Origin of the sequence: Phyllobacterium sp. SB3 (genome assembly GCF_040009165.1) — a bacterium.
GTDB lineage: Bacteria > Pseudomonadota > Alphaproteobacteria > Rhizobiales > Rhizobiaceae > Phyllobacterium.
Genome location: NZ_JBDYKI010000004.1, coordinates 662,172 through 677,038, shown reverse-complemented (window position 1 = coordinate 677,038; position 14,867 = coordinate 662,172). Strand labels below are relative to the sequence as shown.

At 53.4% G+C, this 14,867-nt stretch carries 10 protein-coding genes; 8 read left to right on the top strand and 2 right to left on the bottom strand.

Translation table 11 applies throughout. The features are described 5' to 3' along the window. Window positions 1-102: 102 nt before the first annotated feature. The 4 genes from ABKW30_RS18665 to ABKW30_RS18650 all read left to right on the top strand — a co-directional run bounded on the left by ABKW30_RS18665 (window position 103) and on the right by ABKW30_RS18650 (window position 5,939). A complete protein-coding gene (locus tag ABKW30_RS18665) occupies window positions 103-2,889 on the top strand; it encodes a valine--tRNA ligase (protein WP_348600397.1) in 2,787 nt (928 codons plus the stop codon). 382 nt (window positions 2,890-3,271) lie between these two features. Next, the gene (locus tag ABKW30_RS18660) at window positions 3,272-4,564 is read left to right on the top strand and encodes an OmpP1/FadL family transporter (protein WP_348600396.1); all 1,293 of its coding nucleotides are present in this window, start codon (window positions 3,272-3,274) and stop codon (window positions 4,562-4,564) included. 359 nt (window positions 4,565-4,923) lie between these two features. After that, window positions 4,924-5,151, top strand: coding sequence for a hypothetical protein (locus tag ABKW30_RS18655; protein ID WP_348600395.1), 228 nt, complete (start codon window positions 4,924-4,926; stop codon window positions 5,149-5,151). 53 nt (window positions 5,152-5,204) lie between these two features. Then, entirely contained in the window at window positions 5,205-5,939 is a 735-nt protein-coding gene (locus ABKW30_RS18650; protein WP_348600446.1) for a tetratricopeptide repeat protein, read from the top strand. Between the two features lie 3 nt (window positions 5,940-5,942). Here the strand turns inward: ABKW30_RS18650 and xth are convergent, their stop codons facing one another. Next, window positions 5,943-6,722, bottom strand: coding sequence for an exodeoxyribonuclease III (gene xth / locus ABKW30_RS18645; protein ID WP_348600394.1), 780 nt, complete (start codon window positions 6,720-6,722; stop codon window positions 5,943-5,945). A gap of 141 nt (window positions 6,723-6,863) precedes the next feature. Here xth and ABKW30_RS18640 point away from each other — a divergent pair, with 141 nt between their 5' ends. Continuing rightward, a complete protein-coding gene (locus tag ABKW30_RS18640) occupies window positions 6,864-8,354 on the top strand; it encodes a nucleobase:cation symporter-2 family protein (RefSeq protein WP_348600393.1) in 1,491 nt (496 codons plus the stop codon). A gap of 56 nt (window positions 8,355-8,410) precedes the next feature. Here the strand turns inward: ABKW30_RS18640 and erpA are convergent, their stop codons facing one another. Further along, a complete protein-coding gene (gene erpA, locus ABKW30_RS18635) occupies window positions 8,411-8,746 on the bottom strand; it encodes an iron-sulfur cluster insertion protein ErpA (RefSeq protein ID WP_115052915.1) in 336 nt (111 codons plus the stop codon). A gap of 303 nt (window positions 8,747-9,049) precedes the next feature. Between erpA and ABKW30_RS18630 the strand changes: the two genes are divergently transcribed. The 3 genes from ABKW30_RS18630 (at window position 9,050) to ABKW30_RS18620 (ending at window position 14,842) form a co-directional block, all read left to right on the top strand. Then, window positions 9,050-10,258, top strand: coding sequence for a deoxyguanosinetriphosphate triphosphohydrolase (locus ABKW30_RS18630; RefSeq protein WP_348600392.1), 1,209 nt, complete (start codon window positions 9,050-9,052; stop codon window positions 10,256-10,258). Window positions 10,259-10,458: 200 nt separating this feature from the next. Next, window positions 10,459-12,216: an arginine--tRNA ligase gene (gene argS, locus ABKW30_RS18625; RefSeq protein WP_348600391.1), complete on the top strand. Its 1,758-nt coding sequence runs from the start codon at window positions 10,459-10,461 to the stop codon at window positions 12,214-12,216. Between the two features lie 100 nt (window positions 12,217-12,316). After that, entirely contained in the window at window positions 12,317-14,842 is a 2,526-nt protein-coding gene (locus ABKW30_RS18620) for an SPOR domain-containing protein (protein ID WP_348600390.1), read from the top strand. The last annotated feature ends 25 nt before the right edge of the window (window positions 14,843-14,867 follow it).

Below are 14,867 nucleotides of genomic sequence, written 5' to 3'. Positions count from 1 at the left end.
TCAAGCCGGGAGCCATCGCATTTGAAAGACCTCATTGACTTGCGGCTCGCCATTGGGTTTACACCCTAACAATCCTTTTTTCCGCAAATGACGGACAGTTTTATGCTTGAGAAGACTTATGACGCCGCGGCCGTAGAGCCAGAGATTGCAAAACGCTGGGAAGAGGCGGGTGCCTTCAAGGCCGGTGCCGGTTCCAAGCCGGGCGCAGATCCATTTTCAATCGTCATTCCGCCACCGAATGTGACGGGTTCTCTACATATGGGCCATGCGCTCAACAATACGATTCAGGACATCATGGTCCGTTTTGAACGTATGCGCGGCAAGAACGTTCTCTGGCAGCCAGGTATGGATCATGCCGGTATCGCAACGCAAATGGTTGTGGAACGCCAGTTGATGGAGCGTCAGCAACCAGACCGCCGTGCTATGGGCCGCGAGAAATTCGTTGAGCGGGTATGGGAGTGGAAAGCAGAGTCCGGAGGTATCATTGCCGGGCAGTTGAAACGGCTTGGAGCATCGTGCGACTGGTCGCGTGAACGCTTTACCATGGATGAAGGTCTTTCGAAGGCTGTGCTTGAGGTGTTTGTCACCCTCTATAAGCAGGGGCTGATCTATAAGGATAAGCGTCTGGTCAACTGGGACCCGAAGCTTTTAACGGCAATTTCCGATATTGAAGTCGAGTCGCGTGAAGTCAAAGGCCACCTTTGGCATTTCCGCTATCCGCTTGAGAATGTCGCATTCGATCCGGAAAATCCGCATACATTTATCGTGGTAGCAACCACTCGTCCCGAGACGATGCTGGGCGATACCGGTGTTGCCGTCAATCCCGAAGATGCACGCTATCATGCGCTCGTTGGTAATGATGTGGTTCTGCCGCTTGTTGGCCGCCACATTCCGATCGTTGCCGATGATTATGCCGATCCTGACGCCGGATCGGGCGCAGTAAAGATCACGCCTGCTCATGATTTCAACGATTTTGAAGTCGGCAAGCGCAACGATCTGCGCCAGATCAATATTCTCAATACGGATGCTTCCTTATTCCTCAAGGAAAACAATGATTTCCTCGAAGGTCTGGAGAAATCGAGTCATCTCGACCAGTTGATCCATGCCTTGGATGGCAAGGACCGCTTTCATGCCCGCAAGCTGATTGTCAGCATGATGGACGAGGGTGGATATCTGGAGAAAATCGAGGATCACACGCATGCCGTGCCGCATGGCGACCGCGGTGATGTGCCGATCGAGCCTTATCTGACGGACCAATGGTATGTGAATGCAGGCGAACTTGCCAAGCCGGCCATTGCCAGTGTCCGCGAAGGCCGGACAAACTTTGTGCCGAAGAATTGGGAAAAAACCTATTACGACTGGATGGAAAACATCCAGCCATGGGCAATCTCACGTCAATTGTGGTGGGGACACCAGATTCCAGCCTGGTATGGGCCGGATGGGCAGGTATTCGTTGAGCGCACGGAAGAAGAGGCGCTCAGCGCAGCGGTTCAGCACTATCTCGCGCATGAAGGACCGATGAAGGCTCATGTCCAGAACCTTCTGGAGAACCTGAAGCCGGGCGAAATCCTGACGCGCGATGAGGACGTGCTTGATACGTGGTTTTCTTCGGCGCTTTGGCCTTTTTCCACTCTTGGCTGGCCGGACAAGACACCGGAGCTTTCGACCTATTATCCGACCAGCGTTCTGGTCAGCGGCTTTGACATCATCTTTTTCTGGGTTGCTCGGATGATGATGATGGGTCTGCATTTCATGGATACAGAACCCTTTCACACGGTCTACATGCACGCTCTGGTGCGCGATAAGAACGGCGCCAAGATGTCGAAGTCGAAGGGCAACGTCATCGATCCGTTGGAACTGATGGATGAATATGGGGCAGATGCGCTGCGTTTCACGCTTGCCATCATGGCTGCGCAGGGCCGCGACGTGAAGCTCGATACAAGCCGTATCGCCGGATATCGTAACTTTGGCACCAAGTTGTGGAATTCAACCCGCTTTGCCGAGATGAACGGCGTTGTGCGTAACCCATCCTTCAAGCCTGAAGACGCCAAGCTGACAGTCAATCGCTGGATTTTGACCGAACTTACCAACGCGGTACGCGATGTGACAGACGGTATTGCCAATTATCGTTTCAATGATGCAGCCAGCGCTGCATATCGCTTTGTATGGAACCAGTTCTGCGATTGGTACATCGAACTGTTGAAGCCGGTCTTCAATGGCGAAGATGCCGAAGCAAAGGCGGAGGCGCAGGCTTGTGCGGCCTATGTATTGGATGAAATCTACAAGCTTTTGCATCCGTTCATGCCGTTCATGACAGAAGAACTCTGGGCACATACGGCGGGTGAGGGCGTAAAGCGCGAAACGCTGCTGTGCCACGCGGAGTGGCCTGCCTCAACATTCTTCGACGCGGAAGCGGCAGCGGAGATCAACTGGCTGATCGATCTGGTAACGGGAATCCGTTCGGTTCGTGCCGAAATGAATGTTCCTGCGTCTGCGGTCGCTCCCTTGGTGGTCATTGGTGCGAACGATGCATCCAAAGCGAGATTGGAACGCCATGAGGCTTCGATCAAATGGCGCGCTCGCGTAGACACCATCACTCTGGCAGGTGAAGCACCGAAGGGGTCGGCGCAGTTTGTCATCGGTGAAGCCACAGCCTGTTTGCCGCTTGGTAGTCTTATTGATGTCGGCGCGGAAATTGCGCGCCTGACAAAAGAGGCAGGAAAGATCGCCGATGAGAGCGATAAGATCGGCAAGAAGCTAGGCAACGAGAAATTTGTTGCCAACGCGAAGCCTGAGATTGTCCAGGCAGAGCGTGACCGTCTGGCAGAACTTGAGGAAGCTGCAGTCAAGATTGAAGTGGCGATACGCCGGGTCCGTGAGGCGGGCTGATTCCACTTTTTGCTGCGAATATATGAAAAATAGGGTGGCTCGCTCTTGAAAAAGAACGCCAGCCACCCCATTTCAGACTATCAAAAGCCCCAATTTTGTCATTTTTCACCCACGTTGCATTTGCGCAACAATGACGTTTTTTGGCCAAAAAACCCCGTTTTTTGCCCTAATGCTTTGTGACTAGAATAAAACTTCCGGTAAATTTGAGTGCAATCCTGCTGAAAATCGCATTTTGAATAATCTCACCAATTTTCACCAACAATTCGACTTGTTCAAAGCCGTTGCACGAGGTGCGGATGCTTTGTTACCTATTACGTATTGGTAATATTTTTCCGAATACGCTGAAATTCGGACACATACAAAAGCTTTTGGGGAGGACTTAATGTCTAAAGCTATTTCGACAATTTTGGGCGGGGCAATATTGTTGACAGGTGTGGCCTCCGCTGCACAGGCCGGGGGGCTGGAGCGCGGAGGCTACAACTACGATCTACTTTTCAGCGAAGATCGTTTTGCGTCAGAAGCTGGCGTCATTTATGTCATGCCAGACCGCAAGATTAAAAATGCTCGTGACACTGATCCCAGCGATGGTTTGGGTGCAAACGGTAGCCCGCTACTCGGCCTCGGCAAAACATCGGTGAGCGAAACCGAGAACTACACGATACCACGGGCCGGTGTTAAGATCGGCATCACTTCAGATTTTGACTGCCTTGCTCAATACAGTCAGCCTTGGGGCGTTCATACCAAACCGGGCGATGAATGGGTGGGCGTAAACGAGAATATTGAAACAAAGATTTCCAGCGACGAATATGGTCTAACTTGCTCCTACAAGTTTGACGTTGGCAAAGGTTATCTGCGCGCAATAGGCGGTGTATCCTATCAGGAACTTGAGGGCTTTAAGGAGCGTCTGGTTCTTTCACCAAATATTTTCAGACAGATTCCAGGCCTTGAAGGTTTTCCCGGCAACGGAACTGGTAAACTGGAACTGGAAGGCGATGGCGTCGGCTGGCGCATTGGTGCCGCTTATGAAATTCCCGAAATTGCACTGCGTGCAAGCTTGATCTATAACGCAGAAGTCGATCTTGGCGATGTAACGGGTACTTTGGACCTTACAAACCTTCCGGCGCCTATCCGCCCGGGGCTTGCAGGAAAGGTCAGCAATGTTTTCGGCACAGCGACCATGCCTCAATCACTGGAATTCAAACTTCAGACAGGTATTGCACCTGATTGGCTGGCGTTTGGTTCGGTTAAGTGGGTGGATTGGAGCGTCCTGAACGTTGTTGGGTTCTGCGTGCAAGGGACGCCTAAATGTACCCCTGACAAATATGCTACCTCGCTCGATCTGATGTTCCGCGACGGTTGGACAGTCGCTGCTGGTGTTGGACACAAGTTCAACGATCAGTGGAGCGGTCAGGTTCAGGTTAGCTGGGACCGCGGTACTTCCACAGGTCTGACCACACAGACAGACACCTGGTTGCTCTCTTCGGGTGTTTCGTGGTCGCCTAACAAGAACTTCGAAATCCGCGCAGGTGGTGCTGTAGGTGTTCTGACGTCCGGTTCATTCGGTGGTGCGCGCGATTGCGCCAACCAGTCGGGACAATGCGGGACATCTGTAAAGTATGACTTCGGTGACGACTTCGTGTCGGCTCTGTCGATCTCTGGAAAGCTGAAGTTCTAAAACAATCTACCATCGAATAGAAATACCCGGCAGAAATGCCGGGTTTTTATTTCCAAGGTTTTCCACACCGAAACAAACCGGCGTAAACAACCATTTCCTGCATCACAATTTGTGACGATTCGGCAACAGTGTGACCAGGATGATTCACACGGCGCATCTCACCGTCAAATTTGCCCATTTTGCGCCACAAACCCGGAGCACCTCGATAAGGCGGTAACCTTTTAGAGGTATAAACGTCAGGCAATATTGCTGGCGTACCGTTTGGGGTAATGATGGACGCGACACTACTTTCGCATAAAGCTTTAGGCTGTCACCAAGCGGTGACAAATCGTACTTCTATTTCAGGATTGCGATCGTCCATGACTTTTCCGGATGCTGAATACTGGAACAATTCTGTGACACACAGCCGTACTATTGCCGGAAATCTGCCCAATCATAGCTCAAATGACCTGAAATATTACGAAATCCCGTTGCGAGCCGCCATACCGGTGTTGGCTGGCGGGATTGGTGTCCGCTTTGCCGATCTGGCGCGCCCCATGGCTGCGACATTGGCAGGCAGGAACGAAGGAATTGGTCTACCATGCTGATTGCTGATCGTTTGCTCGCCCCCATTGTGGGAATTGGTCTTTTCTTCAGCGCCATGACTCTGCCTTGCATGGCTTTCGATACCAAGAATGAGATGAACGAGGATTCCAGCCCTTTTGCCCTCTTCAAGTTCGGATTTTCTGCCTACAAGAATGGCCATAAGGATGAAGCGGTAAAGGCATTGCGGTTTGCCGCTGAAAAGGGTCATCAAGGCGCAAACTGGAAACTTGGCCGCATGTACGCCGAAGGTGACGGCGTCAAGGAAGACGACTACGAAGCCTACAAGATGTTCGAGCAGGTCATTCAGGAGGGGGCCGATCAGGGCACCCAGAATGAAAGCTATGTGGCGGACGCACTTGTAGCGCTTGCGGGATATGTAAAACGCGGCATTCCCAATTCCCCGATTCACTCCAATCCCGGTGCCGCTCGCGATCTTTATCTGCAGGCGGCCTCAAATTTCGGCGATCCGGACGCTCAGTTTGAACTCGGCAAAATGCTGATGCGCGGCGAGGGTGGCGATCCAAGCCCCAATCAGGCCGCACGCTGGTTCCGTCTGTCAGCACAAAAAGGCCATGCCGGTGCGCAGGCCATGCTCGGCAATCTGTTGTTTCAGGCAGGCAAAACTGTACGCGGTCTCGCAATGATGACGGCAGCGCTTGAACACGCTACGGGCAAGGATCGCATCTGGATTGGCGATATTCAGGAACAGGCGTTCTCAATTTCCGATGAGGCTGACCGCCGCACCGCCATGGTTCTGGCCGAAGATATCGTCAAAACCGGCGATTTCTGATTTTCAGGTAATAGTAATCGCTACGGGAACGTGATCCGAGGGTTTTTCCCAGGCGCGGACATGTTTTTCTATGCTGGCGGATTCCAGACGATTGGCAGCCTCGGGGGAAAGCATCAAATGATCGATGCGAATGCCATTGTTCTTCTGCCAAGCGCCAGCCTGATAATCCCAGAATGTATAGACGCCTGAGGCATCGGTGACACTGCGGATGGCATCGGTGAAGCCCAGATTTTCAAGACGGCGGAAAGCTTGCCGTGTTTCGGGCTGAAACAGCGCGTCGTTCACCCAGACTTCGGGATTGCGGGCGTCGACAGGCTCGGCAATGACGTTGTAATCGCCAGCAAGAATGAGTGGCTCTTCGAGCGCTAACCGTTCCGCAGCCCATTTCTCAAGCCGCGCCATCCAGCGCAACTTGTAGGGAAACTTTTCCGTATCAATGGGATTGCCGTTGGGCAGGTAGAGCGACACGACACGAAGCATGCCTTTCTCGGTTGAGAACACCGCTTCAATGAAGCGCGCATGGTCATCCTCGTCCTCGCCGGGAAGCCCGCGCGTTACCTCTTCAGGCGAGGTTTTCGACAGGATGGCAACGCCGTTGAAGCCTTTTTGGCCATTTGTCTCCACGTGGTAGCCAAGTGCTTCGATTTCCTCACGGGGGAAGCCTTCGTCGACAGATTTGATTTCCTGCAGGCAGACAATATCCGGATCGGATTCCCGCAACCAAGCCTTGAGCACCTCGATGCGGGCTTTGACGCCGTTGATGTTCCAGGTGACAATTTTCATGGGAAACGCTCGGCTTTTTTCATTGGAAACACTGGGCTTTGCTGAGTTTTCGATTGCGTGGCGACCAATATAGGTCATTCTCGATCATGGGGAAAACGATACTCGTCCGGTCATCAGCCGGTCAAGCCACTGGGGGTATTTATGAGCAGTCCTTCACACATTCATGACGTTGATGCGGGATTGCCCGCACCCCGCCTTGCAGCCTTGGGAATACAACACGTTCTTGTCATGTATGCCGGGGCGATTGCGGTGCCTTTAATCGTTGGCCGCGCACTGCAACTTGCGCCAGCGGACGTTGCCTTTCTGATTTCCGCTGATCTTTTCGTTTGCGGCATTGTGACGATCATCCAGTCGCTCGGTGCTACGCAATGGTTTGGTATCAAACTGCCGGTTATGATGGGCGTCACATTTGCGGCCGTTGGGCCTATGGTTGCCATGGCAAATGCCAATACGGGACCTGATGGAGCGCGTTTGATTTTTGGCGTGATTATCGGGGCAGGTATCGTGGCAATGCTGCTGGCGCCGCTCATGAGCCGCCTGCTGCGCTTCTTTCCGCCTGTGGTTACCGGCACAATCATTCTCGTTATTGGCGTTTCGCTGATGCGGGTCGGTATCAACTGGGTTTTCGGCAACCCATTTGGCCCGACCGCTCCCAAGATCGTCTCACCCGAACATGTGGCTTGGCTGAAGGCGGTCACAGACCTTGCTGCGGCGCCGGGTTCTCTTTTGCCGGCAACGCCGGATAAACTGGCACTGGCGCCGTCACTGCAAAATCCTGCCTATGCGCCGCTGTCGAACATCGGAATATCCGCATTAGTACTTGTCTCGATCCTGCTCATCGCGCGTTTCGGCAAAGGGTTTATTTCCAACATTGCTGTGCTTCTGGGGATCGTCATAGGGGCGATTGCTGCGACGGGCTTTGGCATGATGGGTTTTGAGAAGGTAGCTTCTGCCAGCTGGTTCGCGATCATCACGCCATTTCATTTCGGCATGCCGCTGTTCGATCCTGTGCTCATCATTACGATGAGCCTCGTCATGATCGTGGTGATGATCGAATCAACAGGGATGTTTCTGGCGCTCGGCGATCTGACAGGAAGAAAGATAACGCGGCCAATGTTGTCGGCCGGACTCCGGACAGATGGCTTGGGAACAATTATTGGCGGGATATTCAATACATTTCCCTATACCAGCTTCTCGCAGAATGTAGGGCTGGTAGGTGTAACCGGCGTGAAGAGCCGTTTTGTCTGTGTTGCTGCCGGGTTCATACTGCTGATACTCGGGCTGGTTCCGAAAATGGGTGCTCTCGTGGAATCGCTGCCGCAGTTCGTGCTCGGCGGTGCAGGGCTGGTCATGTTCGGCATGGTCGCAGCAACGGGCATACGCATTTTGTCGAAGGTGGATTTTCAGTCGAGCCGCAACAATCTTTTCATTGTGGCCGTTTCACTCGGTTTGGGGATGATCCCCTTGGTTGCTCCGGATTTCAAAATGTGGATGCCGCACGCAATTCACCCATTGATCGAATCCGGTATTCTTCTGGCCTCCGTTTCGTCGGTCCTGCTCAATTGGTATTTCAATGGCGCATCAGGCAGTGCGGATGATTTGCGGGAGGCGGCAAAGGGCGCAGATGCCTGAAACAAAAAGGGCTGTCGCGAGACAGCCCTTTGAAACCTTGAGATAATGTCGAAAGCTCAAACGGAAAAGCTGGTTCCGCAACCGCACGAGGACGTAGCGTTCGGGTTGCGGATCTGGAAGGATTGTCCCATCAGATCGTCAACGAAATCGATTTCAGAACCGCCAATATAGGGCAGGGAGATTGAATCGATCAAAACCTTTGCGCCCAGTTTTTCGATCACAATGTCATCTGCATCCTGCGCATCGACAAGATCGTACTTATAGGAGAAACCTGAACAGCCGCCGCCCTCGACAGAGATACGCAGGGCCGTTTTATCGGGATCAGACTTCAAAATTGCCGAAATGCGCTTCGCAGCAGCATCGGAGACAGAAACATTTACAACTTCGGTCATTCTTCATATTCCTTCGCGGAAGTTTCCGCCCGGCTTCACAGGGTAAGACATTATCATGTCACGCCTTGCCATCCATCATACACCATAGCTAAGAATTGGCGACCGCGAAGTCAACGTCATGCGTATTATTGGATGGCAGAAGCCTCCTGCGTCGTTCGACAAGCTCAGGATGAGGGAGGGGTTTGGTTGCAGCAAGTGAAAGGCAAGGGTGACGGTTATCCTTGCCAGACACTACTTCCCTCATCCTGAGCTTGTCGAAGGACGCATGGCGTTAATGCAATTGGTGTAATTTAGGAAAGTCAAATGTCGATGCAGGGTGTGGGGTTTGGTTACAGGGAGCGGGCGTCCTATGCCTGTGATCCGCAACATAGTCGCGGGCGACTTGTACCGGAAAGTGAAAGTCCAACGCGTACTGTATTCCAACGCGACCGGGACAGGATTATCCACTCGACAGCTTTTCGTCGCCTGAAGCACAAGACACAGGTTTTCATTGCACACGAGGGGGATCATTACCGCACAAGACTGACGCATACGATCGAAGTGGCGCAGATTGCCCGTGCTTTGGCGCGATCCATGCGGCTTGACGAAGACCTCGCCGAGGCAATCGCACTGGTTCATGATTTCGGTCACACGCCCTTTGGTCATACGGGCGAAGATGCACTAGACGAGAAGATGCGCAATTTTGGCGGCTTCGATCATAATGCACAGTCGCTGCGTATCGTTACCAGTCTTGAAAAACGCTATGCGGAGTTCGATGGCCTGAACCTCACGTGGGAAACGCTGGAAGGACTGGTCAAGCACAATGGGCCGTTGATGGATGCTCAAGGGCAGGGAATTGGTCATCCCATACCAGCGGCAATCCTGGAGTATAACGCGCAGTATGATCTCGAACTGTCGCGATATGCCTCACTGGAAGCGCAGTGCGCCGCCATCGCTGACGATATTGCCTATAATGCACACGATATTGATGACGGGCTTCGATCAGGTCTTTTGTCATTGGATGCCCTGGAGGGCATGGCCATTACTGGCGATATCCTGCGTGCCGTAAGGCAGAAATATCCAAAGCTTGATGACGTCCGCACTGCTCATGAGATCGTCAGGCGGCAGATAACCATCATGGTTGAGGATGTCATACGCCAATCGCAAGCCAGTCTTGATAGTCTCCAGCCTGAAACGATTGAAGACATACGCAATGCAGGAAAAAGCATTGTTGCGTTCTCCGGGCCCATGCGATTGCAGGAAAAAGCTCTGAAGTCGTTCCTTTACAAGAACCTCTATTTTCACGAGAACGTTTTGAAAGTGCGCAAATCGGCTGACGAGATTGTGAGAGATCTTTTTGATGCCTATCTGAACGATGCAGACGCCATGCCAGAAGGCTGGAGGGATGAGCAAAATCAGGGCGATTTACCTGCCAAGGCCCGTCTTGTAGCGGATTTTCTGAGCGGTATGACGGATACTTATGCTGTGCGCGAGCATCGCAGGTTGTTTGACCACACGCCCGAATTGTCCTAGAGACGCCTTGTAAATCCACCCTGATGGACATCTGATGCGATTTTCCACGCTTCCGGTGCTCACGTACCAAACGTACGCTGCGCGCCGGTTCTCGAAAACCACACCAGCTGATCTCATCAGGTTGAATTTCAAACAATCTCGAACGCAGTTCGGCTGATGGCCGTCGATTTTTTCTACAACCTTCGAATGAGAATTACGTCATGAACATCTTCGCTGACTTCGATGCGCGGATTAAGAACGCCCTGCAAGCGCTTGATTTAAAAACAACTGATGGTGCAGCAGTCGATCTCTCCCGCGTTGGCGTCGAGCCGCCTCGCGATGCAACTCATGGCGATATCGCGACCAATGCCGCGATGGTCCTGTCAAAGGCTGTCGGCCAAAACCCACGCGAACTTGCCGTTAAAATCGGCGACGCGCTGAAGAACGATCCTGATGTCGGCTCCGTTGACGTTGCGGGTCCGGGTTTTATCAATCTGCGGTTGAAGGATAGCTATTGGCAGCAACAGCTTGCGACCATGCTTGATGCAGGGCTGGATTATGGCCGGTCAAAGCTCGGCTATGGTCACAGGGTAAATGTCGAATATGTTTCGGCAAACCCCACTGGTCCGATGCATGTGGGGCATTGCAGGGGTGCGGTGGTTGGCGATGCGCTTGCCAATCTTCTGTCTTTTGCAGGCTATGATGTCGGCAAGGAATATTACATCAACGATGCGGGTGCCCAGATCGATGTGGTGGCGCAGTCGGTGATACTCCGGTATCGCGAAGCCTTGGGTGAACAGATTGGTGAAATTCCGGCTGGCTTGTATCCGGGGGATTATCTCATTCCAGTAGGGAAGGCACTTGCTGCTGATTACGGCACGAAGCTGCTGGAAATGCCGGAGGAAGAAAGCCTTGCGATCGTCAAGGACCGGACTATTGACGCCATGATGGCGATGATCCGTGATGATTTGGCTTCTCTCAACGTTCATCACGACATTTTCTTCTCCGAGCGGACGCTGCACGCCAACAATGCGAAACTCATCCGGTCGGCTATCAATGACCTGACGCTGAAGGGGCATGTGTACAAAGGCAAGCTTCCTCCGCCCAAAGGCCAGTTGCCGGAAGATTGGGAAGATCGGGAGCAGACGCTGTTCAGGTCAACGGACGTCGGCGATGATATCGACCGGCCATTGGTGAAGTCCGACGGTCAGTTCACATATTTTGCTGCTGATGTTGCATACTTCAAAGACAAGTATGACCGGCACTTCGACGAGATGATCTATGTGCTCGGCGCGGATCACGGTGGTTACGTCAAGCGGCTGGAATCACTTGCACGGGCGGTTTCAGGCGGTACTGCAAAGCTGACGGTGCTGATTTGCCAGTTGGTCAAGCTTTACCGCAATGGCGAACCGGTGCGGATGTCGAAGCGGTCCGGTGAATTTGTGACGTTGCGGGATGTGGTTGAGGAGGTCGGCCGCGATCCTGTCCGGTTCATGATGCTTTACCGGAAGAACGATGCCCCACTCGATTTCGACTTTGCCAAGGTTACCGAGCATTCGAAGGATAACCCGGTTTTCTACGTTCAGTATGCTTCGGCGCGGTGCCATTCGGTATTCCGGCAGGCGATAGAGCAACTTGGTATCGGTGAAATCGATCTGGCCGCCAGCGCGAAGCATTTCAATTTGCTGACTGATGAGAGCGAAATCGCCCTTATCAGAAAGCTTGCAGAATACCCGCGTTTGATTGAAACTGCAGCGCTGCATCAGGAGCCGCACAGGGTCGCTTTTTATCTTTATGACCTTGCAAGTTCGCTGCATGGACAATGGAATAAAGGAACGGAAAACCCGGACTTACGTTTTATTAAGGTTAACGATCCAAACTTGTCTCAAGCCAGGCTAGGGCTGGTTCAGGTTGTTTCGAAGGTTTTGGCGTCCGGTTTGTCAATTATAGGTGCGGACGCCCCGACTGAAATGCGCTGAAAAGCGTAGAAATCCTGTCAACTTTTGCCCACATTGCGCTGGTATGGCCAATGCGTGACGTTTTCGAACGTCCCACAGTTGAGAGTACAGGATTAACGCCATGGCGGAAAACTATCTTCAGCGTTCTAACCGGCAGGATGATTCGCGACTCGGTAATGACGACCCTTTGATGGAGCTGTCCCGTATTATGGGAACGCCCGAGCAGGACGAGTCAGTTTCCGGATCCAACGATGATTTTGCTTTGGATCTTGAACGCGAACTGATGGGAGGCTTCGATGAAGAGGTCACCTCACAGTCCGCTTCGGCTGAAACAGCTAGCGATCAGCAGGACGAAGACACTGCTGCACGTGACTTTCAGGAGTCAATCGAGCGCGAGCTTTCTGCAAGCCAGCCCGAGCAGCCCTATGATGTTCCTGCACAGCCTGTCGCAGCGTATGAAGAACCTGACTACGCCGATTACGAGCCGGAAGCGGTTTATGCCGATAGCGAAGCGGGCGAGGGTGTAGACAGTTACGCGCAAGCTCCTGCTCCTGTTGAACCCGCCGCGCCGGTAGCTGCTGCTCCTGCGATGAGCCTTGAGGACGAACTGGAAACATTGCTTGCGGGTTCCGCAAGACCAGTTATCCAGCGATCGGCGAATGCTTCATGGGGATATGGTTCGCGATCCAACGTCGCTGGCCGCACAGAGCCTGCACCGGTTATAAGCCGCGCAACGGCGTACCAACAGCCAGCCGCAGCACCAGAACCCGTTCAGGCAGCTTATGAGGCGCCGGCTCCTGTTGCCTATCAGCAGCCTGCTGTGGAAGTGCCTGAGCCTGTTTCCTATGCCGCGCCCGAGGTTTCGCAAGAGCCGCAGGCGCCATATGCTGAACCGGAAGACCTTGATATTGAGATTGAGGACGCTTTTGATGATCAGGAACTCATTGCAGCGCTTGATGATTTCGAAATGCCGTTGGATGCCGATGAAGCGCCGGAACCAGTTCGCGAGCAGATTGCCGTTCCTGTTGCAGCCTCGATAGCTGGCGCACCAAAGCTTCCGGAAGTCCATGCTCTGAGCGATTATGCAGACGAACTTGATCGTGCTGCAAAGTCGGTTCAAGCGCCGGATGTTGATACCATCGCCGTTACCGAAAACCGGGTCGACTATACAGAGTCGCTCGATCTTCCGACGGTCAATTACGAAGATGATGCTCCGCAACATAGCGGTCTAAGCGAGCTTGAGAGCGAGTTTGCCGAAGTATTCGGTTCAATCAACTCAGACAGCACGCAGCATAATGATTTTGCAGCCGTCGAAGAACCGGCAAAGCCGGAAGCTGCCAAGGACGAATATGCTGACATTTTTGCCGATGTATTTGGCAATGAGGCTGAGCAGGGGCGTTACAATCAGGCCGGTTATGCGGCTGCTGGCGTTGCCGCAGCTGGTGCTGCCGGGATTGCCTCGCAGGCCCGGGAATCGGCACCTCGATATCAGCATGGTCCGGAGGACGATACTGACTTCGGTTACGATCCGCGTCAGGATGATGTCGACATCGCTGCGGGGACTTATGCGCAGAATGAAAACAAGCCGCGCCGTAGCCCCCTGTTTGTTCCAGGCGTAGCCGCTGCAGTCGTTCTTGTCGCTGTGGCCGGTGCGATGGCTTACAAGTGGACAGGTTCAACAGGAGGTGAGCCGGTTGTAATCATGGCCGACAAGACCCCGATAAAGATTCAGCCTGAAAAGACGGCAAACGCCGTCGTTCCAAATCAGGACAAGGCTGTTTTCGATAAGGGTGCCACGACTGCGCCGGTTACTCCCAAGCAGGAACAGCTTGTGACAACCCGTGAAGATCCGGTCGACTTGGCTGCCGATGAGGATGATGAAGTTCCTATTGCTGACAAGGTTGATGCCCGCGTTGATCCTGCCGAACAGGATTTGGCGGTAAACGAGCCAGCTCCGGAACGCAATGGTGCACTGGCGCCGCGTAAGGTCCAGACGATGGTCGTCAAGCCTGACGGCACGATGGTAGCTTCCATCACGCCTGATGCACCGCCTGCAGGTACTGGTGAAGCTGCTGCGCCTGTAGAACGCCCAGCAGGTGTTAGCGCAACTGCGCCATCCTCCGCTGCCGATCCGGTGGGAGCACTTGCAGGAGCCGAGCCAGTTGAGCCTGAGCCCGCACTTGCACCGGTCAAGCCAGCTGCCGCAGCGCCTGTTGCTCCAAAGGCTGCGGTTGCTGCCAAGCCGGTGGAAACAAAGAAGATCACACAGGAAACGGTCGCCTCGGCACCAAGGAATGTTCCTGTGGTGGAATCCCGTCCGGCTGAACAGCCTCTGGATATCGTAGACCGCGTGCCGGCCAGAAATGCTCCCGCACAACAAGTGGCTTCGGCTGCACCTGCTGCGGGCAGCTATTTCATACAGGTTGCCTCGCAGCCTAGCGTTGAAGGTGCGCAGAAAACCTACGCATCGCTTTCACAGAAGCATGCCGGGGTGATTGGCGGACGTGGCGTCGATATCAAGCAGGCAGAGATTGCGGGTAAAGGCACATTCTATCGTGTACGTATCCCGGCCGGCTCCAAGAGTGACGCGGTGAACCTGTGCTCCAAGTACAAGTCCGCTGGTGGTAGCTGCTTTGTTACGCAGTAAAAACAGGCAAATTAAGAGAAAAGGC

Excerpts from the sequence above, each read along its gene's own strand:
- ABKW30_RS18620 (WP_348600390.1), top strand. The coding sequence starts at position 12,317 with ATGGCGGAAAACTATCTTCAGCGTTCTAACCGGCAGGATGATTCGCGA.
- xth (WP_348600394.1), bottom strand. The coding sequence starts at position 6,722 with ATGAAAATTGTCACCTGGAACATCAACGGCGTCAAAGCCCGCATCGAG.
- ABKW30_RS18655 (WP_348600395.1), top strand. The coding sequence starts at position 4,924 with ATGACTTTTCCGGATGCTGAATACTGGAACAATTCTGTGACACACAGC.
- ABKW30_RS18650 (WP_348600446.1), top strand. The coding sequence starts at position 5,205 with ATGACTCTGCCTTGCATGGCTTTCGATACCAAGAATGAGATGAACGAG.
- erpA (WP_115052915.1), bottom strand. The coding sequence starts at position 8,746 with ATGACCGAAGTTGTAAATGTTTCTGTCTCCGATGCTGCTGCGAAGCGC.
- argS (WP_348600391.1), top strand. The coding sequence starts at position 10,459 with ATGAACATCTTCGCTGACTTCGATGCGCGGATTAAGAACGCCCTGCAA.
- ABKW30_RS18640 (WP_348600393.1), top strand. The coding sequence starts at position 6,864 with ATGAGCAGTCCTTCACACATTCATGACGTTGATGCGGGATTGCCCGCA.
- ABKW30_RS18665 (WP_348600397.1), top strand. The coding sequence starts at position 103 with ATGCTTGAGAAGACTTATGACGCCGCGGCCGTAGAGCCAGAGATTGCA.
- ABKW30_RS18660 (WP_348600396.1), top strand. The coding sequence starts at position 3,272 with ATGTCTAAAGCTATTTCGACAATTTTGGGCGGGGCAATATTGTTGACA.
- ABKW30_RS18630 (WP_348600392.1), top strand. The coding sequence starts at position 9,050 with ATGTCGATGCAGGGTGTGGGGTTTGGTTACAGGGAGCGGGCGTCCTAT.